Source organism: Nocardiopsis sp. iso_238 (assembly GCF_056173325.1).
On the sequence record NZ_CM149668.1, the window covers coordinates 5837503 to 5857180 of the forward strand.

Genomic DNA, 19678 nt, shown 5'->3' on the forward strand with positions numbered 1-19678 from the left:
CCCGGTCAGCTGCTCGGCGCGTACGCCAGCCTGCGCCGACCCTTTGTGCGGCCTTCCGGGGTGAGTCCGAGCGGCCCCGGGAGAGGCGGAACCCCCGAGGAGCCTGGATAGCGTGGGGAGTTGGCGGGCGCCTCCGGTGGCCCGGAGTACCCGAGCGGTACGAGGAAGTGGAGAGCAGGCATGAGCGAGACGACCCCCGCGCGGACGCGTTCGGAGGAGGGACCGACGCCCGGAGGCGCACCGCGCCGACGGGTGAACCGGCGCGAACGCATCCTGCGCGCCGCCGCCGAGGTCTTCGCCACGCAGGGCTTCCACAACACCTCACTGGCGGACATCGCGGCGCTGCTCGACATCACCCCCGCCGGGGTGCTGCACCACTTCGGTTCCAAGACCGACCTACTCACCGCCGTGCTGGAGCTGCGCGACAGCAACGACCCGGCGCCCGAGGGCAGCGCCATGCTCGACCACCTGGTCGCCACCGCACGCCGCAACGCCGAACGCCCGGGCACCACCCAGCTGTACGCGGTGCTCTCCGCCGAGAGCGCCACCGCCGAACACCCCGCCAAGGAGTGGTTCCGGGAGCGCTACTCCGTGCTGCGCGAGGAGGCGGAGGCGGCGGTCCTGGACCGGATCGGCCCCGAGCACCGGGAGGCCGCGAGCACGCCGGGCCCGCACGGCCACTCCCCCGCACGGTCGGCGGCCACTGCGGTACTCGCCGCCATGGACGGGCTCCAGGTGCAGTGGCTGCTGGACCCTGAGGCGGTGGACATGGCCGCCGTCACCGAGCTGGTGGTGGACGCCGTCGTCGCGCGGCTCACCCGCGAGGCCGCCGAGCACTGAGTACCCAGGACGACGCGAGGGGCGCCCCGGTGCCGTTCGCACCGTGACGCCCCTGGGCTCCGAGCCCTGCCTACTGGACTACAGGTCCTCGCCGTGCACGGGGCCGGGGGTCCCGTAGGTGGTCGACTGCGGTTCGGCGGTCTCGCTGCCGTCGAGCCACTCGTCCCAGGACTTCTGCCAGTAGCCCCAGCCGTTGTCCCACTCGAACTCGCGGTCGGTGCCGGTCGTGTCGAGGATGTCGCCCATCAGGGTGTTGTTGAAGAACCACTGGGCGTCGTCCATCCGCAGGTTGGTGCAACCGTTGGAGGTGTTGGCCGAGCCGATGGCACCGTTGTACGACGCCTCGTGCACGAACTCGCCGCTGTTGGAGGTGCGGACCGCGTACTGCACGTCCACCCGGTAGGAGCCGGGGGCGTCCTCCGGGATGCCGACGGTCGCGGAGTCCATGGTGAGCTGCTCGTAGCGCTCCATCATCACGTGGGTGCCGGTCGTCGTGGTGTCGAAGCGACGGTTGGCCGCCCCGTTGCTCACCTCGATGACGCGTTCCTCTTCGCCGTCGATCTCGATGACCATCTCGTGGTCCGGCACGTGCATGGTCGCGATCAGCTCACGACCGATCTCGAAGTCGATCTGGTAGTTGCGTACCCCGAAGACGCCCTCGGACGCCTCGACGCCCGCGAGGTTCAGGTCCACGGTGACGTTCTGGTACGGCTCCCAGTACTCCTCCGGCCGGAAGACCGCCATCTGGTCGGTGACCCAGTTCCAGGCGCCGACGGTCTCCTGCTCGGCCACCACGTTCATGGAGTTCTCGACCTGCGCCTTGTTGGTGACGGGCAGGTCGAAGTTGATCACCACGGGCATACCGACACCGACGGTGTCGCCGGAACTCGGGAAGTTGGAGACGAGTTCGAGGCGCTGCCCGGGGGCGGCCTCGTGGGTGGTGAACTCGGTGGTGAACTCGCTCTCCTCACCGGCCTCGTTCGCCGCCGTGGCGGTCACCACGATCTCCGAGCCGGGGCGCAGGTTCCAGTCGCTGACCCACTCCGTCTCGTCCTCGTTGAGGGTGCCGGTCATGTCGTAGAGGTCGCCCTCCCCGTCACCTTCGCCCTCGGCCGCCGCCTCACCGACCACGATCTGCTCGACCTTGACGTCGGTGATGACACCGCTCTCGGCGTTCACCCGGATGGGGGTGTTGGGCGCGATCTCCTCGCTGCCGGTCTCCGGAGTGATGCTCAGCTCGGCCGGTTCGGCGTCGGGATCGGCGTTGCTCTGCGTCTCGGCGTCACCGGACGTACAGGCGGTCGCTGCGAGAGCGAGCGCCACCAGACCGATGCCGAACCGACGCGTCACCGCCGGGTGGGACTTCCCCGTCACGTCTGGACCTCCATAGCTGAAACTCGAACCCGACCTACTGCTCTGAGTAAGACGCTCCGGCACGGAAAAGGTTCTGAACTCGTGCGCATCGGTATAGAGCGGTTATCCGGGACGGTCCACCTACCGCTCCCGGAACGGCTGAGAATACACCCAGGGGGTACAGGGTCGGTCCACTGGGGGGCGGGGTTTGTGACCGTCCGGAAGCGTCTCCGCTTGCCCCTGCCATCATGCCCGACATAGAATCTTGTTCGTTCGCTCAGGTTGTTTCTCCCAGGAAACCTGTTCGACCGGACAACTTCTTCGGGGTCACTCCGACCCCACCCGTGACAAGGGGAAACGCATGCCCTGGTTCTGGCTCGCCGGAGCGATCGTCCTGGAAGTCTTCGCCACCACCTCCCTGAAACTCTCCGAGGGGTTCACCCGACTCCTGCCCTCGATCTTCGTGGTCGTCGGCTACGTCGGCGCGTTCTACATGCTCTCCCAGACCCTCAACCGGGGCATGCCGCTCGGGGTCGCCTACGGGGTGTGGGCCGCGCTGGGGGTGGCACTCCTCGCCGTGATCGGGGTCCTCTTCCTCGGTGAGTCCCTGACCTGGATCCAGGTGGGCGGCATCGCCATGGTCATCGCCGGGGTCATGGCCCTGGAGATGGGAGGACAGCACTGACCGGCAAAATGGTGACGTGAGTACCAAGCCGGAGGACCCGGAGAACATCAGCGACGGCCGCCGACGCAAGGGCGAGCTGCGGCGTCGGCTGCTCCTGGACGCCACCATGAACGTCATCACGCGGGACGGCGTCGCCGCCGTCAGTCAGCGCCGGGTGGCGGCCGAGGCGGGGGTCCCGCCCAGCACCGTCACCTACTACTACTCCTGCGTCGACGACCTCCTGGTCGCCGCACTCACCAGGGTGAACGACTCCTACGTCGAGCACATGGACACCCTCCCCGACGACCCCGCCGAGGCCCTGCGCGGCTTCGCCGTCCTCATCGCGGAGGGCACCGGAACCGACCGGACCCACGCCCTGGCCGAGATGGAGCTGTTCCTCCTCGCCGCACGCCGCCCCGCCCTACGTGAGCAGACCGACCGCTGGACGGCGGCGGTGGACGCCTTCCTCGTGCCCTACCTCCCCGATCCCGAGGTCAGGGCCGGGGTGGCCGCGGCGGCCAACGGCTACTTCCTCTGCTGTTGCACCACCAGCCCCCCACCCGACGCCGACGAGGTCCACCGGGTCCTGCGCCGCCTCATCACCGGCTGACCCGGTCACCGCCTCCCCCGGTCACCGCCGTCCCGGACCATGTCCACCAGCAGCCGCAGCACGAACATCGCCGTGGCGGCCAGCAGCACCCACGCCAACAGGTTCAGCGCCTTGGTGTGCGTGGCCAGATCCGGCCAGGACACCCCCTGCGTCTCGGTGACGTTGAACAGCCCCACCGACATGAACCCCGTGACCACGGCCAGCAGCGTCATCACCGCGCGCCACACCACCGAGCGCAGGAGTCTTCGGTCCTCGGGGTGGGCGAACAACCGCGCCTGCACCGTGAACCGGCCCTTGTGCAGCTGGTCGGTGATCCGGTCCAGTCGGCGCGGCAGCCGTCTCAGCGTGGGCAGCAGGGCGATCAGCTCCGCCGACGCCATCTCCCGCAGGTTCCCCGTCCCCAGCTGCTCGGACATCCGGGCCCCGGCGTACCGCTTGGCCTCCGCCACGGTGTCGAACCCGGGCGAGAGGTGCACCAGCGTCCCCTCCAGCGTGGCCAGCGCGCGGAAGACCCCGGCCAGTTCCCCGGGCAGCACCAGCCCGAACCGGGTGACCAGCATCAGCAGCTCGGTGAACATCCGCATGCTCGCGGTGGCGCCCCCGTGCAGGTAGCGCGCCATGAACTGGCCGAGTGACCTCCGCAGCCGCTCCGCGTCGATCTCCCCCGGGTCGTCCACCACGTCCAGCAGGGTGTCGGTCAGCAGGACCGCGTCACCCCGGTCGATCGCCAGCAGCATCATCTGGAGGGCCTCCCGGGTCCTGGCGTCCAGACGCCCCACGGACCCGTAGTCCAACAACCCCACGCCGCCCCCGTCGAGCACCAGGATGTTGCCCGGGTGCGGGTCGGCGTGGAAGATCCCGCTCATCAACACCTGCTCCAGCAGGCAGTTCAGCAGGACCCTGGCGATCCGCTCCCCCTCCTCCGCCGAGAGGTCCCCGATACCCACCTGGGTCCCGTGCAGGCGCTCCATCACCAGCACACGGCGGCTGGTGTAGGCCTCGTAGACCTGCGGGATGCGCACCGCCGCACCACCCGTGGCGTCCGCGACCGCCGCGATGTTGGCGGCCTCCACCTCGAAGTCGAGTTCCTCCAGCAACGCCTCGGCGAACCCGTCGGCCAGATCGAGCACACCGATCGCGGGCCCCCAGTCGGTGTGCTCGTCGAAGCGGCGGGCCAGTCTGCGGATGATGTCCAGGTCCCGCCGGACCACCGGCACGATCCCGGGCCGCTGCACCTTCACCACGACCTCCTCGCCCCCGTGGAGCCGCGCCGGGTGGGCCTGCGCGATCGAGGCCGCGGCCAGGGGCTCGGGGTCGAACTCGGCGAAGACCTCCTCCAGGGGGCGCCCGAGCTCGCCCTCCACGCACTCGCGGATCCGCTCGAAGGGCACCCTCGCCACCTCGCTGTGCAGACGGCCCAGCTCCTCCACGAACACCGGGGGCAACAGGTCCCGCCGGGTGGCCAGCACCTGCCCCAGCTTCACGAACACCACCCCGGCCTCCTCCATGGACCGGGCCAGGGAACGCGCCAGACGCCGCTGGACCGAGGTGTCCTCGATCCCCTTCCGCCCGCCCAGCACGTAGCCGCCCAGCCCGTGCCGGGCCAGGATCCACAGGATGCGCCGGTACCTGCCGAGCCGCCCGAACCAGTCGCGGGCCTCCCGGACCATGGCCAGCGGCCGGAACCGGGTGCCCCGGGGCAGCAGGAGCTCCAGGCCGACGAAGGCGAGCATGGCGCCCACCGCCATGGCGAAGAGCATCAGCGACATGTACCCGGGATCCTCCATGTCGGCCGGTTCGAGGGAGTTCAGCGCCTCGAAGCTGCCGTAGTAGGCCAGGATCGCGCCCACCGAACCCAGCGGAGCCCCGACCATCGCGGCCAGGGCCAGCCTCGGCAGGTTGAACGGCACGTCCATGAGCCGACTCGCCAGCTTGCCCAGGCCCAACAGGACCAGGACCAGCACGACCAGCGACACGACCTGGCTGACGACCATGCCGAACACCGAGGTCACGGTCAGTGTTTCCATCAACGTCCTTCAGCCGGAGGAGAGTGGGGACCTTCAACACTGCCACCCCGGGGACACCGCCGACAGCCCCGATCCCCGGCCTGTGGACAACCCCGCGCCGCACTCCGCACACGCGAGGGGCCCACGGGTTTCCTCTCCCGTGGGCCCCTCTGCTCGGTCAGCGGATCAGCAGGTCAGCTCCCACGAGCACTCGATCTCGCCGCCGCCCGTGACCTCGGCGCGCTGCGCGAGCGTGCCCGTGCGGGCCTCGTTGCCCAGGTGCTCGGCAAGCCGGACCACCACGGCGTCCTGCACGCCGAGCGGGGCGCCACCGGTGTAGTCGTTGTTCACGACGCTGAAGTACAGCTCACCGCCGTCCGGGCCCTGAACGTAGCCCGACAGGGCGCTCACCCCGGACATCGTGCCGGTCTTGGCCTGGGCCGCGTTCTCCGCGGCGGTGCCGCGCATCCGGTTGGCCAGCGTGCCCCCGACGAACGGGTCGCTGTCGCCCGCCACCGGCAGCGAGTGGTGCCACACGTCGTACCAGGGGGCGTCCTGCGCGCTGTCGAGCAGGTCGACGACGGTGTTGGCGGTGACCAGGTTGCCCCGGGACAGGCCCGAGCCGTCGGTGAGGACCAGGTCCGAGGTGTCCACACCCAGCTGCTGGAGCGCGGTGTCCTCGGCGGCCAGCCCCGCGGCCCACGAGCCCTCGCCCGCGACCTCGCGGCCGAGGGTCTTGGTGAGCATCTCCGCGTGCCCGTTGTTGCTGAACTTCATGAGGGGGACCAGGACCTCGCCCAGCGGCATGGAGGTGTGCTCGCCCACGACCTCGGGGTCCTGCCACTCGGCGGGCACGTCGCCCTGGGCGACCTCGCCGTTCACCGTGACCCCGTTCTCCTCCAGGGCCCGTGCGAACAGGTGCCCGGCGAATCCGGCGGGCTCGTCCACGGTGCGCAGCGCCACCACCGGGTCGGCGTTCTCCGACAGCGACCCGGTCACCTTGATGGTGTTGGTGCCCACCGGGCGGTCGATCGTGATGCCCTCGCCGCCGTCGGCGGGGGCCGTGACGGCCTGGTTGTCCAGCTCGACGTAGCCGTCGGCGGCACCCAGGTCCACGTTGACGGGGTCGCCCTCGGCGGCGCCCGTGACGGTCACCTCCGTCACGCCGGTGTCGTGGCGCTCGCCGTGCGCCACCGTGAGCGCGGAGATCTGCGCGGAGTAGGCGTACGGCTCGTCCTCGGGCCACCAGTCGTCCACGAGGCGCTGGTCGTCGAACCACGAGTCGTCGGCGTACAGCTCACCGACCGAGGTGATGCCCGATGCGGCCACGTCCGCGGCGATGGCGTCGAGGTCCTCCGCGTTCAGGGTCGGGTCGCCGCCGCCGACCAGGTACAGCTCCGGCACGTCGCCCCGGCCCGGCTCCGCCACGACGGCCTCGGTCCCGAAGGTGTGCTCGGCTCCCAGCACCTCCAGGGCGGCGGCGGCCGTGAAGATCTTCGTGTTCGAGGCGGGCAACAGCTGGGTGTCCGCGTCACGCGAGTACAGCACCTCGCCGGAGTCGGCGTCGGTGACCACCACACCGGAGGTCGCGCCCTCCAGGGCCGGGTCCGCCAGGATGGCGTCGAGGTCGGCGCGCAGGTCGGCGGCGCGTTCACTCTGGTCGGCGGTGTCGGCCCACGCGGGTACGACCGGGGCGAGGGCCACCAACGGAGCGGCGGCGAAGGCGGTCAGCCATCGTCGGGGGGTAGTGGGGGTCATCTCTCTCCTCTGGGAGTACCGATCAGGAGAACCTAGCCGACGGTCGTCCGCACCGCCACAACACGACCGGCGATTCGGCCGTGACGCCCCGAAGCGGGGCACACACGCACGAGGCGGGCCGGGAGACCCCGACCCGCCCCGTGCCTAGATGAGCTCGATCGCCTTCGAGTAGTGGCACGCGTCCCGGTGCCCGGTGCCCCGGTCCCTCAGCTCCGGCGGCTCCTCCACGCACTTGGTGCGCTCCGCGTCCGAGAGCTCGTTGGCGAACTTCGGGCAGCGCGTCCGGAACCGGCAGCCCGAGGGCGGATCGGCCGGGCTCGGGATGTCACCGGTGACGGTGATCCGCTCCCGGGTCCGCTCTTTGACCGGGTCCGGCAGCGGGATCGCCGAGATCAGCGCCTGGGTGTACGGGTGCGCCGGCGAGCTGAACAGCTGGTCCGTCGTGGCCGTCTCCACCATCTTGCCGAGGTACATCACGGCCACACGGTCCGCGATGTGCTTGACCACCGACAGGTCGTGCGAGACGAACAGGTAGGACAGCCCCAGCTCGTCCTGGAGGTCCTCCAGCAGGTTGATCACGCCCGCCTGGATGGACACGTCCAGCGCCGAGACCGGCTCGTCCAGCACCAGCACCCGGGGGTTGAGCGACAGCGCCCGGGCCACGCCGATGCGCTGCCGCTGCCCGCCGGAGAACTCGTGCGGGTACCGCGACCCGTGCTCGGGGTTGAGCCCCACCAGTTCGAGGAGTTCGGACACCCGCTTCCGGGCGCCCCGGTGCCCGGTCCCGTGGATGCGCATGGGCTCCGCGATGATGTCCGCGACCGTCATGCGCGGGTCCAGGGAGGCGAAGGGGTCCTGGAACACCAGCTGGAGGTCCTTGCGCAGCGGACGCATCCTGCGGTCGGACAGCCCGTGCAGCGGCTGACCCAGGTAGGTGACCTCGCCCGAGGTGAGCTTGATCAGGTTCAGCAGCAGTCGCGCCGTCGTGGACTTGCCGCAGCCCGACTCACCCACCAGCGCGAGGGTCTCCCGCTCGCGCAGGTCCAGGGAGATCCCGGAGACCGCCTGCACCGCGCCGACCCTGCGCCTCAGCAGCCCCTTGGAGCGGATCGGGAAGTGCTTGACCAGGTCGGTGGCGGTGAGCAGGACCTCGGGTCCGGCCGCGCCGGAAGCCTCTCGGTCGCTCTCCGCGTCCAGCTCCCCCAGGTACTCCTCGCGGGCCTCGGCCACCTGGGACTCGGCGGCCTCCATCTCGGCCACGGACCCCACGCCCTCGGTGTCCACGGAGGTCGCCCGGAACAGGTCGCCCGCCTCCGCGCCGACCAGTTCCTCGCTGAAGTGGCAGGCGGCGGTGTGCCCGGAGAGCCCGTCGCCCGTCCCCCTCTCCGGTGCCCCGTTCTCGATGACCAGCAGTCGGGGCTCCTCCTCGTGGCAGCGCTCTCTGGCCATGGGGCAGCGCGGCGCGAACCCGCAGCCCCCCGGCAGGTCCCGCAGCGAGGGCGGGGTTCCGAGGATGGGGGTGAGCCGGTCGCCCCGGTCGCCGTCCAGACGCGGCAGCGATCCGAGCAGCCCCAGCGCGTAGGGCATGCGCGGCCGGTAGAAGACCTCCTCCACCGACCCCATCTCTACGATCCGGCCCGCGTACATCACGCCCACCCGGTCGACCTGCCCGGCCACCACGCCGAGGTCGTGGGTGATGAGCACCAGGGCGGCCCCGGTCTCCTGGCGGGCCCGCTGGAGGGCGTCCAGCACCTGCGCCTGGACCGTCACGTCGAGCGCCGTCGTGGGCTCGTCCGCGATGATCACGTCCGGGTCGTTGGCCATCGCGATCGCGATCACCACGCGCTGGCGCATACCGCCGGACAGCTCGTGCGGGTACTGCCTGAGCCGCTGCTCGGGGGAGGGGATGCCCACGATCTCCAGCAGCTCCAGCGCCCGCGCCATGGCGACCTTCTTGCCCACCTTGCGGTGGGCGAGCACCGCCTCCGCGATCTGGTAGCCGATCGTGTAGACGGGGTTGAGCGAGGTCAGCGGATCCTGGAAGATCATCGCGATCCGCTGTCCCCGGACCTCGCTGATCCGCTTGTCGTCGAGCCCGATGATCTCCTGGCCCAGCAGCCGGGCCGAACCCTCCACCCGCGCGTTCCTGGGCAGCAGGCCCATGATCGCCATGGACGTCACGGACTTGCCCGACCCCGACTCCCCCACGATGCCCAGGGCCTCGCCCCGGCGCACCTTGTAGGAGACCTGCCGGACCGCGGGCAGCGGGCCGTCGTCGGAGGGGAAGGTGACGCTGAGGTCGCTGACCTCCAGCACCACGTCGTCGGTGTCCGCCACGGCGGTGTGTCCCTTGTTCTCGTACTCAGTCGTCATCGCCGCACCCTGGTCTGTCGTGGGTCGAGGGCATCTCGGAGGCCGTCACCGATGAAGTTGATCGTCAGACAGATCAGCACCAGCAGCACACCCGGCGGATAGAACAGCCACGGGCGCGTGGACACCGCCGTGCGCGCGCTGCCGATCATCTGGCCGAGCGAGATGTCCGGCAGCTGGATGCCCAGCCCGAGGAAGGACATGCCCGCCTCCGCGAGGATGGCCACCGCCACCAGCAGGGTGGCGGCGACGATGATCGGCCCCGCCGCGTTGGGCAGCAGGTGCCGGAGGATGATCCACGGCGCCGAGGCCCCCGACGCGCGGGCCGCCTCCACGAACTCCTGCTCCCTCAGGGACAGGACCACGCCGCGCACCACGCGGGCGATGGTGGCCCACGAGAAGATCGAGATGATCAGCGCGATGGCGGACCACGAGGTCCCGGCCCCGCTGTTGCCCGCGATCGCCGCGGCGGCCACGAGCAGCGGGACGATCAGGAAGATGTCCACGACGCGCATCATGAACGCGTCCACCCGGCCGCCGTAGTATCCGGCGGTGGCCCCCCACACGGAGCCGACCGCGGTGGACAGCAGCGAGACGGTGAAGGCGACCTTCAGGGTCTGCTGGGCACCGCGCATGAGCTGGCCGAGGACGTCGTGTCCGGCGGCCGAGGTGCCCAGCGGGTGGACCCCGGACGGCGGCTGGTTGCTGGGGATCTCCTTGTAGACCGTGTGGTCCCAGGTCCAGAGGAAGGGTCCGACGAACGCGAACAGGGCGATGATCGCCAGGAGCACCAGGCTGATCATCGCGGGCCGGTGTCGGGTGAACCGGATCAGGATGGTCTGCAGCTGGGTCTGGTCGGCGCTGCTCTTCTTCCGCTTCTTCGCCGGGTCACGGCGCGCGCTCTTCGACATGCCGTTCTCACTCATAGCGAATCCTCGGGTCCAGCACGGCGTACAACAGGTCGGCCACCAGGTTGGCCAGGATGACGATGGTGCCGCTGAGCAGCAGCCATCCCATCAGCGCGAAGGAGTCGTTGTTGTCCACCGCGGTGATGAAGAAGTCACCCAGACCGCGCCACTGGAAGACCACCTCGGTGAGGATGGCCCCGTCGATGACGCCCGCGACGCCGATCGCCACCACGGTGGTCAGCGGGATGAGCGCGGTGCGCAGCGCGTGACGCCTGATGACCGTGTGGTTGCGCAGCCCCTTGGCCCGGGCCAGGCGCACGTAGTCGCTGTTCATCACCTCCAGCATCGAGGTGCGCTGGTAGCGGCTCCACGAGGCGAAGCTGATCAGCATGAGCACGATGGTGGGCAGCGCCATGTGCGCGAAGGCGTTGAGGAACTGGTCCCACAGCGGCGCGCCCTCGGCTCGGAACCGCCCGTCACCGATGGTGGCGAACACCTGGTCGCCCACCAGCTGGTTGAACTTGACCCCCGCCGCCTGCATGATGCCCGCGAACCAGAAGGTCGGCAGTGCCAGGGCGAGGAAGCCGACGAACGTGAGGGTGTAGTCCAGTTTCGAGTACTGGCGCAGCGCGCTGATCACACCGGTGATGATCGCCAGGCCGAGCGCGAAGACCATGGACGCGCCCACCAGGCGCAGGGTGGTCCACAGGCGTTCCGCGATGGCCGCGCCGATGTCGTAGTGGGGGCCCTGGGTGGAGGGCCCGAACTCTCCCTGGAGCAGTCCGATGTCGCCGTTTCCGCCGATTCCGGTCACCCAGAGCCAGTACCGCTCCGGCATGGAGCGGTCGAGGTAGAGCCGCTCCTCCGCCTGTTGCAGTACTTCCTCTGTGGGCGGTGGCTGGGCCATCCGGACGTCGGCGAGCGGGTCACCGGAGATGTCGATCATCACGAAGGTGAGGATGGATGCGAGGACCAGGACGGGGAGCGCGCCCAGGATGCGCCGCATCGTGTAAACGAGCATGGGAGTGATCCTTCAGGGGTGGACGAGGACCGGTCCGGCCCCGGGAGGGTGTCCCGGGGCCGGACCTGGGTGGTTCGCCGGACTAGCTGGCGACGTCCCACTCACCGATGTTGTACGTGGCTCGGTAGCTGGACTGAAGGTTGTCGTGCACGTTCACGAGGCGGTCGGAGTTGGCGAAGAAGTAGTTCGGCTCCGCCATGATCGGGAGGACGTAGGCCTCCGGGACCAGGATCTCCATGGCCGCGTTGGCGTGCTCGGCGGCGGTGTCGAGGTCGGGGGCGTTGGCCACCTGGCCGACCAGTTCGTCGACCTCGTCGTTGGCGTAGCCGCCGAAGTTGCTGCCGCTCTCGGAGCTCCAGTACTGCTCCGGGACGGAGACGAAGTACGGGGAGCCGGACCAGCCGTACTGGACGATGTCGTACTCCGCCGCGGCGAGCATCCCGCCCAGGTCGTCGGTCATCTCGATGTTGGTGGTGATACCGAGCTCGGAGAGCTGGGCCTGGATGAGCTGGACCGAGGTGTTGCGCACGGTGGAGTCGGTGCTGCGCAGGCGGAACGGGCCGATCTCCTCACCGTCGAGGGTGAGGGTCCCGCCGTCGAGCTCGTAGCCGGCCTCCTCGAGGATGCCCTTGGCCTCGTCGAGGTCACCGGTGCCCTGGGGCTCGTCCGCGAAGTGGTCGACGAAGTAGGGGCTGTCGTTGCCGAAGACGTGGTTGTTCTTCAGCTCGTACTCCGGGTAGCCGGCGCCGAAGTTGCGGTTGGCGATGTCGTCCCGGTCGATCGCGGTGAAGATGGCGCGACGCAGTTCGACGTCCTGGAGCGCCTCGTTCTTCAGGTTGAGGTCGACGTGCTCCCAGGTGGCGCCCTCGGCGACGGTCAGCTCGGCGTTGGCGATGTCCTGGAGCTGGAGGATCACGTCCTCGCTGTAGTCGGCCGGGTTGGCCCCGTCGATCTCGTTGTTGACGAAGGCGTTCACGAAGGTGCCCTCGTCGGTGTTGTACGGCATGGTGATCTTGTCGAGCGGGGGCGCGTCACCGAAGTAGTTCGGGTTCGGCTCCTTGACGACCTCGTTCTCCAGGTCGCCCGCGGTGATCTGGTACGGGCCGCCGGACCACTCGGGGCGCTCCGCGTGCAGCCAGTCGTAGTACTCGCCCAGCTGGTCGGGATCGTCGACGTCCCAGCCGTTCTCGTCGGCCAGGTGGGCGGGCAGGAAGCCGCCGGACTGGCTGTGGGCGTCGAACAGCCCCATCCACTCCGGGTCGGCCAGCCCCTCCTTCAGCTTGAAGGTGGCGGTCTTGCCGTCGACCTCGACGGAATCGACCTTGTCGTTGCTGGCCGCGGCGCGGGGGTCGCAGCCGCCGCAGTAGCCCTCGTCGGGCGAGGTGCCGAGCATCCAGGAGACGCGCAGGTCCTCACCGGTCATCGGCTCGCCGTCGCTCCACACGGCGTCCTCGGCGAGGGTGATGGACCACTCGAACGGACCCTCGTCGGGGTCGTCGTTGATGAGCTCGGGCTCCTCCGCGAGGACGTTCATGTCGTACTCGTAGGTCGCGTCCGGCTGCCACTGCCCGGTGTAGGGGAGCACACCGGAGAGCATCTGGATGACGTAGACGCTGCCGCCCGCGAGGCTGGTGGCCTGCCAGGCGCCGGGGAGGCTGTTGATGACCCAGGTGACCTCCTTGGCTCCGCCGTCGCCACCGTCACCCCCTCCGCCTCCGCAGCCGCTGGCCACCATGACCGCTGACGTCGCCGCGGCGGCGAGTGCCAACGTCTTTCGGCGCTTGAACATAGTCACACCCTTGATCACTCATGCGAACAGGCCACGGGTTGGTGCCCACGGGGCACAACCCACCAAAACTAGGCGATTAGTCGATTAGAAGACCATTAAGGGAAATGTCTGTATAGCCCCAATGCCGGTTTCGTGACCCATCCGCAACCGGCCCGCGCTCCCGCACGCCAGAACGGGTCACGAACTCTCAATACACCGGCAACAACCAGGACATCCCCACATCATGCCAGGTCAAGCGGACAACTGGAACAGGGGCCCAGGTGAGCGGGATTCGGACACACCGGAAAAGCATTGGGGATCAATCAAGGACTTCCACAGCAAAAGCACAAACGTAAACGCCGTTTAACTACGGCCTCGGCGCACGCAACTACCGAGAGAGAACAGGACAAACAACCCAAACTTCACATGCGACTCAATACATACACCCGGAGGCATCTAATACCCCCTGCCCCACCCTCGCCTTTCCTGGCGAGATATTCATGGGACAACCCGATCATCACTCCACCAAAGGGGACACGAGGGAGGAAACCTCCTTGCGCCTGTCCTGAACCCCACGCGCGAACCGACCGAAACCGCGATGCTTGCACCCGCGAAGCGGATAGGGTTCCCAGTGACGACCTCCGTCATCCTCAGCGCCCCGCCCAGCGAGAGAGGCATCCGCCGTGTCCGAACCGGTCCGCCTGGTCTGCCCCGTAGGCCGCAAGTACGTGGAGCTGTGGGGTGGTTACGCTCTGGTGGCCCTGGGCGTCGTGGTCGTGGCCGTCGACCCCACGCACTGGGCCAACATCGTGCTCGGCGTCATCCTCGTGCTCCTCGGCGCCGCCTCGGCCGTCGACGGACACCGGATCAAGGCCCCGGTACTGGAGGTCACCGAGGACGAGTTCCGCTACCGGCGCGGCGCCTACGTCGTCCGGGTGCCCTTCGTCGACATCGGCTCCTACTACGTACTCCCCGGCCGCATCCGCTCCCTGGGCCTGTGCGACCACACCGGGCGCCCCAAGCGCTTCCCCTCGCTCAAGAGCCGCCGGACCTCACGCACCTACCTGCCGCTGACCGGGATGACCAACCCGGCGAGGGTGGAGGCCTTCATGGCCGTGGCGGGCATCCCCCCGCGCAAGCGCTCGCTCTCCTCCTGACGTCCGAAACCCCACCCCGAGCGGTCACGACAGAGCAGTCATCTGTGAACACAACAGATCATTTCGCCCACACGCGCCTCAGGAACATACCGACGCAAGGCAGCTTCATCTAGTCTCGATGGGGTGAAGCAGTCCAGAATCACCGCCATCCTGACCGTCGCGGGGATGCTCGCGGCCATGTGGGTCCTCGAGATCCTCGACACCCCGCTCGGGGGACACCTCGACCGGCAGTTCGGTATCCAGGCCCGCAACGCCGACGCACCCTGGACCGTGCTGACCGCGCCCTTCATGCACGGCAACTTCGCCCACCTGATCGGCAACTCACTGCCGTTCCTGGTGCTCGGAGCCCTCGTCGCCTTCAGCGGCCTGGGCCGGTTCCTGCTCACCACGCTGATCGTCGCCGTCGTCAGCGGCGTCGGCGTGTGGCTCTTCACCCCCTCACACGTCGTGACGGTGGGAGCCAGCGGGCTGGTCTTCGGCTACTTCGGCTACACGGTGCTGCGCGGCATCATCGAACGCCGGACCGTCGACATCGTCATCATGATCTGCGTGGTCATCTTCTACGGAACGATGATCTGGGGGGTCCTGCCCCAGCACCCCGGAGTCTCCTGGCAGGCGCACCTGTTCGGCTTCCTGGGCGGGCTCCTGTCCGCCTACGTGCTGCCCAGGCGCGACAAGCCGGGCCAGGCCAACCAGGGGAGCATCGGTGGCGCCCAGGGCGGCTACTACGCCCCCTGACCCCACACGCACCGCACACGACGGGGCCGCCTCCCCTCCGGGAGACGGCCCCGTCGTCGTGTCCGGACCGGTCAGAACTCCAGGCCCTCGGCGGCCTCCATCAGCGTGCGCTCCAGGAACAGCGGGTTCTGGGCGAGCCACTGACGCGCGCCGGCGGCGGGGTCGGTGACCCCGGGGCCGACCGTGAGGGCCTCCAGGGAGGCCAGCTCCTCGTCGTCCATGGTCCAGTCGCGCATCCACCCGGCCAGCTCGGGGTAGTCCTCGGCGAACCCCGCGCGGCCGATCGAGTGCAGCCCCTCGGTGCCGCCCATCCCGCCCTGCGGGTCCTCGAGGTCCCGTAGCTCGTACTGGGCGTAGGCCGGGTGCGGACGCCACAGCGTCACGACGATCGGCTGCTCCTCAGCGATCGCCGCGTCCAGCCGCTCCATCATCCCCGCGCCCGACGACGTCTCCAGCTCGAAGCCCTCGTCCAGCCCGTACAACGGCATGGCCTGGTCCCGCGTGACCTGGGTCAGGCCCGCGCCCGGCTCGATGCCGACGATGGTGCCCCCGAGTTCGTCGGCGTGCGCCGGGAGGTCGTCGATCTCCCGCACGCCCTCCATGTACTCCGGGACCGCGAGCGTGAGGACGGCGTTGTCGTACCAGGAGCCCAGGCTCTCGATGCTGTCCCGGTGCTTCTCCATGTACTCGTGGTGGGTGACCGGGAGCCACATGTCGAGGTACAGGTCGAGATCCCCGTCGGCCACCCCCTGGAAGGCCGGGGCGACGTCGACCTCGGTCACGGTGACGTCGTAGCCCTTCTCCTCCAGGATCGCCTCCCACATGTGGGTGACCGCGACGGCCTCCTCCCAGGGGATCAACGCGATGTCGACCTCCCGGAGGTCCTCACCGGCGTCCGCCCCGTCGGAGCCCCCCGAGCAGGCGGACAGCAGGAGCGCACCGCTCAGACCGGCGGCGGCCAGTCCCGTTCCTCGGCTACGACCGACCTTCATGTAATCGTTTCCCTCGCTACGCACACGTGCGGAGCCGACCGAAGAGAGGGGAGCCCGAGGGGGCCATCGGTACGGCTCCGGAACTTCGCCCAGACGAAGGCCGCCCCCACACTCGGTGAAGGCGGCCGTCATCGTATGTCTACCCCATCAAAAGGGGCGAGTGGTACACCCCGTGACGGGGGACACACTCTGAGTCCTAGAAGTTCAGGCCCTCGGCGTCGTCGCCCAGGGTGCGCTCCAGGAACTCGGGGTTGTCGGCGAGCCACTGGCGGGCGCCGGCGTCGGGGTCGTCGACGTCGTCACCGACGGTCAGCGCCTCCAGGCTGGCCAGCTCGTCGTCGCTCATGTCCCAGCCCTCGAGCCAGGAGGCGAGCTGCGGGTAGTCGTTGGCGAAGCCGTCACGGCCCACCGCGTGGATCGTCTCGGCGTCGCCCATGAGGCCCTCGGGGTCCTCGAGGTCCTTCAGGTCGTGCTTGGCGTAGGCCGGGTGCGGACGCCACAGCGTCACGACGATGGGCTCCTCGTCGGCGATCGCGGAGTCCAGCTCGGCGAGCATCGCCGCACCGGAGGAGGTGACCAGCTCGAAGTCGTCGTCCAGCTCGTAGCCCGGCATCGCGGAGTTCTGGGTGGTCTCGGTGAGACCGGCGCCCGGGTCGATGCCGACGATCCGGTTGTCCAGCTCGTCCGCGTGGTCGAGCAGGTCGGGGATCGAGTTGACGTCCTCCATGTAGGTGGGGACGGTCAGCGTGAGGATCGCGTTGTCGTACCAGGAGCCGAGGTCCTCCAGCTGGTCCCCGTAGTCGTCCCAGTACTGCTGGTGGGTGGCGGGCAGCCAGGTGTCGAGGAACAGGTCCACGTCGCCGTTGGCGGCGCCCTGGTACATCGGGGCGACGTCGACGTCGGTGACCTCGACGTTGTAGCCCTTCTCGCCCAGGATGGCCTCCCACATGTGGGTGACCGCGATCGCCTCCTCCCAGGCGATCAGCGCGATGTTGACGTCCTGGAGGTCGTCACCCGTGCCCGAACCGCCCTGGCCCTCGCCGGAGCCGCCGGTCAGGTCCTCGCCGTTGCCGCCACAGGCGGTCAGGAGGAGCACCCCGCTCATACCGGCCGCGGCCAGGCCCATCATGCGCTTACGGCTGTACATCTGGATTCCTTCCATCAGGACTGCTCGAAAAAGACCGGTGTCAGGAACTGCTGACCCTGGCCTGAGGACTCTTGCGGGTGACGGCGGCGGTCAGTCGGTCCAGGAAGATCGCCAGGATGACCACGGCGATTCCGGCCTCGAAGCCCAGCGCGCCGTCGTTGCGGGTGATGCCCTGGTAGACCTGGCTGCCGAGGCCGCCCGCGCCGACCATGCCCGCGATGACGACCATCGACAGGCCCAGCATGATGACCTGGTTGACGCCGGCCATGATCGTCGGCAGGGCGAGCGGGAGCTGGATGCCGGTGAGGATCTTGCGCTTGGGCGCACCGAAGGCCTCACCCGCCTCGACGAGCTCCTTGTCGATCTGCCGGATGCCGAGCTCCGTCAGGCGCACACCGGGCGGCATCGCGAACACGATGGTCGCGACCACACCGGGCACCGCGCCGATGGAGAAGAAGAAGATCGCCGGGATCAGGTAGACGAACGCCGGGAGCGTCTGCATCAGGTCCAGGACCGGCTTGGCGACCTTGCTGACGTAGTCGTTGTAGGCGGCCAGGATGCCGATCGGGATCGCGATGACCACGGCGATGAGGCTGGCCACCAGGACCAGGCCCAGGGTGTCCATGGCGTTGGTCCACTGGCCCACCGAGGCAACGACGGTCAGGGCGACCAGCGCGAAGACGCCCAGGCGCCACCCGGCCACCGAGAGCGCGAGCAGGCTCAGCAGCAGGATCATCAGCAGGGACATCGGGTTGGTGACCAGCATGGGCAGGACCAGCCAGCCCAGCAGCACCAGCGCGAGCCAGCCGCCCGCGACGACCCCCGTGCGCACCCGGTTGGCGCGGTCCACCAGGCCCAGGGCCGCCGTCGCGATCAGGAAGACCAGCGAGACGACGAAGGTGGGCTCGACGTTGGTGTCGAACAGGTTCATGGCCCAGACGAAGAGCCCCGGAACGCTGTTGATGAAGCCGGTCACCAGGGAGAACTGCGCCTCCGCGATGTACAGGAGGGAGATCACCACGACGATGGCGAGCAGCGGCACCCGGCGCGAGCGCACCAGCGGGACCGCGATGATCACGGCCGCGATGAAGGCGAGCTGTCCGGCCGCCGGTTCGACGAAGAAGGCCGACAGGACCGAGACGGCCCAGCGGATGAAGTCGCCGGTGAGGTCGAAGAACAGCCCGAAGTTGCTCTTCAGCCAGGAGTTGAACGCCTCGAAGCCGTCACCGATGGGCAACGACGGAGGGAAGTTGACGGGGGTCACTTGGCCACCTCCTGGACCAGTGCGGCGAGCACCGACTCACGGGTGACCATGCCCAGCACCTCGTCGTCGGCCGAGACCACTCGGAGGCGGTTCTCGGTGGCGACGCTGGTGAACAGGTCAGCGACCAGAGTGTCCGCGGCAACCTGCGGGGCGCCGTCGTCGACGGCGACGTCCGCGAGCGCCTCGGCGGCGGTCAGCACGCGGCTGCGGTCCACGTCCTCCACGAACCGCTCGACGTACTCGTTCGCGGGCGAGTTCAGGATCTCCGACGCCTCACCGATCTGGGCCACGCGACCGTCCCGGAGCACGCAGATCCGGTCACCGAGGCGCATGGCCTCGTTCAGGTCGTGGGTGATGAAGATGATGGTCTTGCCCAGCGTCTCCTGGAGCTCCAGGAGCTGCGTCTGCATGTCCCGCCGGATCAGCGGGTCGAGCGCGCTGAAGGCCTCGTCCATCAGGATGATGTCGGTGTCGGCGGCCAGGGCGCGGGCCAGGCCGACGCGCTGCTGCATGCCGCCGGAAAGCTGCTGCGGGAGCTTGTCCTCCCAGCCCTCCAGCCCCACGAGGGCGAGGGTCTCCTTGGCCTTGGCGTAACGCTCGGCGCGGGAGAACCCGCGCAGCTCCAGCCCGTAGGCGGCGTTCTCCAGCACCGACCGGTGGGGAAGCAGGGCGAAGTGCTGGAAGACCATGCTGATCTTCTCGCCCCTGAGCTTCAGCAGGTTCTTGCGGCTGAGCGTGGTGATGTCCACGCCGTCGATCTCGACGGAGCCGGACGTGGAGTCGAGCAGTCCGTTGAGCATGCGGATCAGGGTGGACTTCCCCGAACCCGACAGGCCCATGACGACGAAGATCTCGCCGGGTTGGACCTCGAAGGACACGTCGATGACGGCTGCGGTCACGTCGAGGTCGGCGATGGTGTCACGGTGACTGCCGTCCGCGAGCCGTTCCACGGCCGCCTTCGACTGCTTACCGAACACCTTGTACAGGTGGTCTGCGCGTACTACTGGCACGGTCTCCTCTAAGGGGCTGTCCCTGTCGCGAGGCCGGGCCGGGTGTGTGCACCCAGCGCTCGACCTGCGGTT

General features: G+C 69.1%; 16 protein-coding genes. 5 read left to right on the forward strand and 11 right to left on the reverse strand.

The annotated features are described in order from the left end of the window. The first annotated feature begins 180 nt into the window (after window positions 1–180). Window positions 181–840 carry a TetR/AcrR family transcriptional regulator gene (locus AC0VYL_RS26360; RefSeq protein ID WP_475481768.1) on the forward strand — a complete coding sequence of 220 codons (660 nt, stop codon included), beginning with the start codon at window positions 181–183 and terminating at the stop codon, window positions 838–840. 78 nt (window positions 841–918) lie between these two features. Here the strand turns inward: AC0VYL_RS26360 and AC0VYL_RS26365 are convergent, their stop codons facing one another. Then, on the reverse strand, window positions 919–2214 hold the full coding sequence (locus AC0VYL_RS26365; RefSeq protein WP_475481769.1) for a L,D-transpeptidase: 1296 nt from the start codon (window positions 2212–2214) through the stop codon (window positions 919–921). Between the two features lie 340 nt (window positions 2215–2554). Here AC0VYL_RS26365 and AC0VYL_RS26370 point away from each other — a divergent pair, with 340 nt between their 5' ends. Further along, entirely contained in the window at window positions 2555–2878 is a 324-nt protein-coding gene (locus AC0VYL_RS26370) for a DMT family transporter (protein ID WP_475456962.1), read from the forward strand. 16 nt (window positions 2879–2894) lie between these two features. Next, entirely contained in the window at window positions 2895–3467 is a 573-nt protein-coding gene (locus AC0VYL_RS26375; RefSeq protein WP_378735944.1) for a TetR/AcrR family transcriptional regulator, read from the forward strand. Between the two features lie 5 nt (window positions 3468–3472). Here AC0VYL_RS26375 and AC0VYL_RS26380 read toward each other — a convergent pair whose 3' ends face one another. The 6 genes from AC0VYL_RS26380 to AC0VYL_RS26405 all read right to left on the reverse strand — a co-directional run bounded on the left by AC0VYL_RS26380 (window position 3473) and on the right by AC0VYL_RS26405 (window position 13319). Continuing rightward, entirely contained in the window at window positions 3473–5494 is a 2022-nt protein-coding gene (locus AC0VYL_RS26380) for an ABC1 kinase family protein (protein WP_475481770.1), read from the reverse strand. Window positions 5495–5659: 165 nt separating this feature from the next. Next, on the reverse strand, window positions 5660–7231 hold the full coding sequence (gene dacB / locus AC0VYL_RS26385; protein WP_475481771.1) for a D-alanyl-D-alanine carboxypeptidase/D-alanyl-D-alanine endopeptidase: 1572 nt from the start codon (window positions 7229–7231) through the stop codon (window positions 5660–5662). 144 nt (window positions 7232–7375) lie between these two features. Further along, window positions 7376–9604, reverse strand: coding sequence for an ABC transporter ATP-binding protein (locus AC0VYL_RS26390; protein ID WP_475481772.1), 2229 nt, complete (start codon window positions 9602–9604; stop codon window positions 7376–7378). Continuing rightward, on the reverse strand, window positions 9601–10527 hold the full coding sequence (locus tag AC0VYL_RS26395; RefSeq protein ID WP_475456970.1) for an ABC transporter permease: 927 nt from the start codon (window positions 10525–10527) through the stop codon (window positions 9601–9603). The genes AC0VYL_RS26390 and AC0VYL_RS26395 overlap by 4 nt, the downstream gene beginning before the upstream one ends. Beyond that, window positions 10520–11530, reverse strand: a complete 1011-nt coding sequence (locus AC0VYL_RS26400; protein ID WP_475456972.1) for an ABC transporter permease — start codon at window positions 11528–11530, stop codon at window positions 10520–10522. Before AC0VYL_RS26400 ends, AC0VYL_RS26395 begins: the two co-directional genes overlap by 8 nt. A gap of 82 nt (window positions 11531–11612) precedes the next feature. Further along, window positions 11613–13319: an ABC transporter family substrate-binding protein gene (locus AC0VYL_RS26405; RefSeq protein ID WP_475481773.1), complete on the reverse strand. Its 1707-nt coding sequence runs from the start codon at window positions 13317–13319 to the stop codon at window positions 11613–11615. 662 nt (window positions 13320–13981) lie between these two features. Here AC0VYL_RS26405 and AC0VYL_RS26410 point away from each other — a divergent pair. Both AC0VYL_RS26410 and AC0VYL_RS26415 read left to right on the forward strand, forming a co-directional pair. Then, window positions 13982–14455: a hypothetical protein gene (locus AC0VYL_RS26410; protein WP_475456976.1), complete on the forward strand. Its 474-nt coding sequence runs from the start codon at window positions 13982–13984 to the stop codon at window positions 14453–14455. 123 nt (window positions 14456–14578) lie between these two features. Then, on the forward strand, window positions 14579–15193 hold the full coding sequence (locus AC0VYL_RS26415) for a rhomboid family intramembrane serine protease (protein ID WP_475456978.1): 615 nt from the start codon (window positions 14579–14581) through the stop codon (window positions 15191–15193). A 71-nt stretch (window positions 15194–15264) separates the two neighbouring features. Here the strand turns inward: AC0VYL_RS26415 and AC0VYL_RS26420 are convergent, their stop codons facing one another. From AC0VYL_RS26420 to AC0VYL_RS26435, 4 genes are all read right to left on the reverse strand, one after another. Continuing rightward, window positions 15265–16185, reverse strand: a complete 921-nt coding sequence (locus AC0VYL_RS26420; RefSeq protein ID WP_475481774.1) for a glycine betaine ABC transporter substrate-binding protein — start codon at window positions 16183–16185, stop codon at window positions 15265–15267. Window positions 16186–16381: 196 nt separating this feature from the next. Continuing rightward, window positions 16382–17332: a glycine betaine ABC transporter substrate-binding protein gene (locus AC0VYL_RS26425; protein ID WP_475456982.1), complete on the reverse strand. Its 951-nt coding sequence runs from the start codon at window positions 17330–17332 to the stop codon at window positions 16382–16384. Window positions 17333–17372: 40 nt separating this feature from the next. Beyond that, window positions 17373–18596, reverse strand: coding sequence for an ABC transporter permease (locus AC0VYL_RS26430; RefSeq protein ID WP_475481775.1), 1224 nt, complete (start codon window positions 18594–18596; stop codon window positions 17373–17375). Further along, complete coding sequence (locus AC0VYL_RS26435; RefSeq protein WP_475456986.1) at window positions 18593–19606, reverse strand: quaternary amine ABC transporter ATP-binding protein; 1014 nt, start codon at window positions 19604–19606, stop codon at window positions 18593–18595. Before AC0VYL_RS26435 ends, AC0VYL_RS26430 begins: the two co-directional genes overlap by 4 nt. Window positions 19607–19678 lie beyond the last annotated feature (72 nt).

Coding starts and splice junctions, on each gene's coding strand:
- AC0VYL_RS26360 (WP_475481768.1), top strand. CDS start 181: ATGAGCGAGACGACCCCCGCGCGGACGCGTTCGGAGGAGGGACCGACG.
- AC0VYL_RS26370 (WP_475456962.1), top strand. CDS start 2,555: ATGCCCTGGTTCTGGCTCGCCGGAGCGATCGTCCTGGAAGTCTTCGCC.
- AC0VYL_RS26380 (WP_475481770.1), bottom strand. CDS start 5,494: ATGGAAACACTGACCGTGACCTCGGTGTTCGGCATGGTCGTCAGCCAG.
- dacB (WP_475481771.1), bottom strand. CDS start 7,231: ATGACCCCCACTACCCCCCGACGATGGCTGACCGCCTTCGCCGCCGCT.
- AC0VYL_RS26390 (WP_475481772.1), bottom strand. CDS start 9,604: ATGACGACTGAGTACGAGAACAAGGGACACACCGCCGTGGCGGACACC.
- AC0VYL_RS26395 (WP_475456970.1), bottom strand. CDS start 10,527: ATGAGTGAGAACGGCATGTCGAAGAGCGCGCGCCGTGACCCGGCGAAG.
- AC0VYL_RS26400 (WP_475456972.1), bottom strand. CDS start 11,530: ATGCTCGTTTACACGATGCGGCGCATCCTGGGCGCGCTCCCCGTCCTG.
- AC0VYL_RS26405 (WP_475481773.1), bottom strand. CDS start 13,319: ATGTTCAAGCGCCGAAAGACGTTGGCACTCGCCGCCGCGGCGACGTCA.
- AC0VYL_RS26420 (WP_475481774.1), bottom strand. CDS start 16,185: ATGAAGGTCGGTCGTAGCCGAGGAACGGGACTGGCCGCCGCCGGTCTG.
- AC0VYL_RS26425 (WP_475456982.1), bottom strand. CDS start 17,332: ATGTACAGCCGTAAGCGCATGATGGGCCTGGCCGCGGCCGGTATGAGC.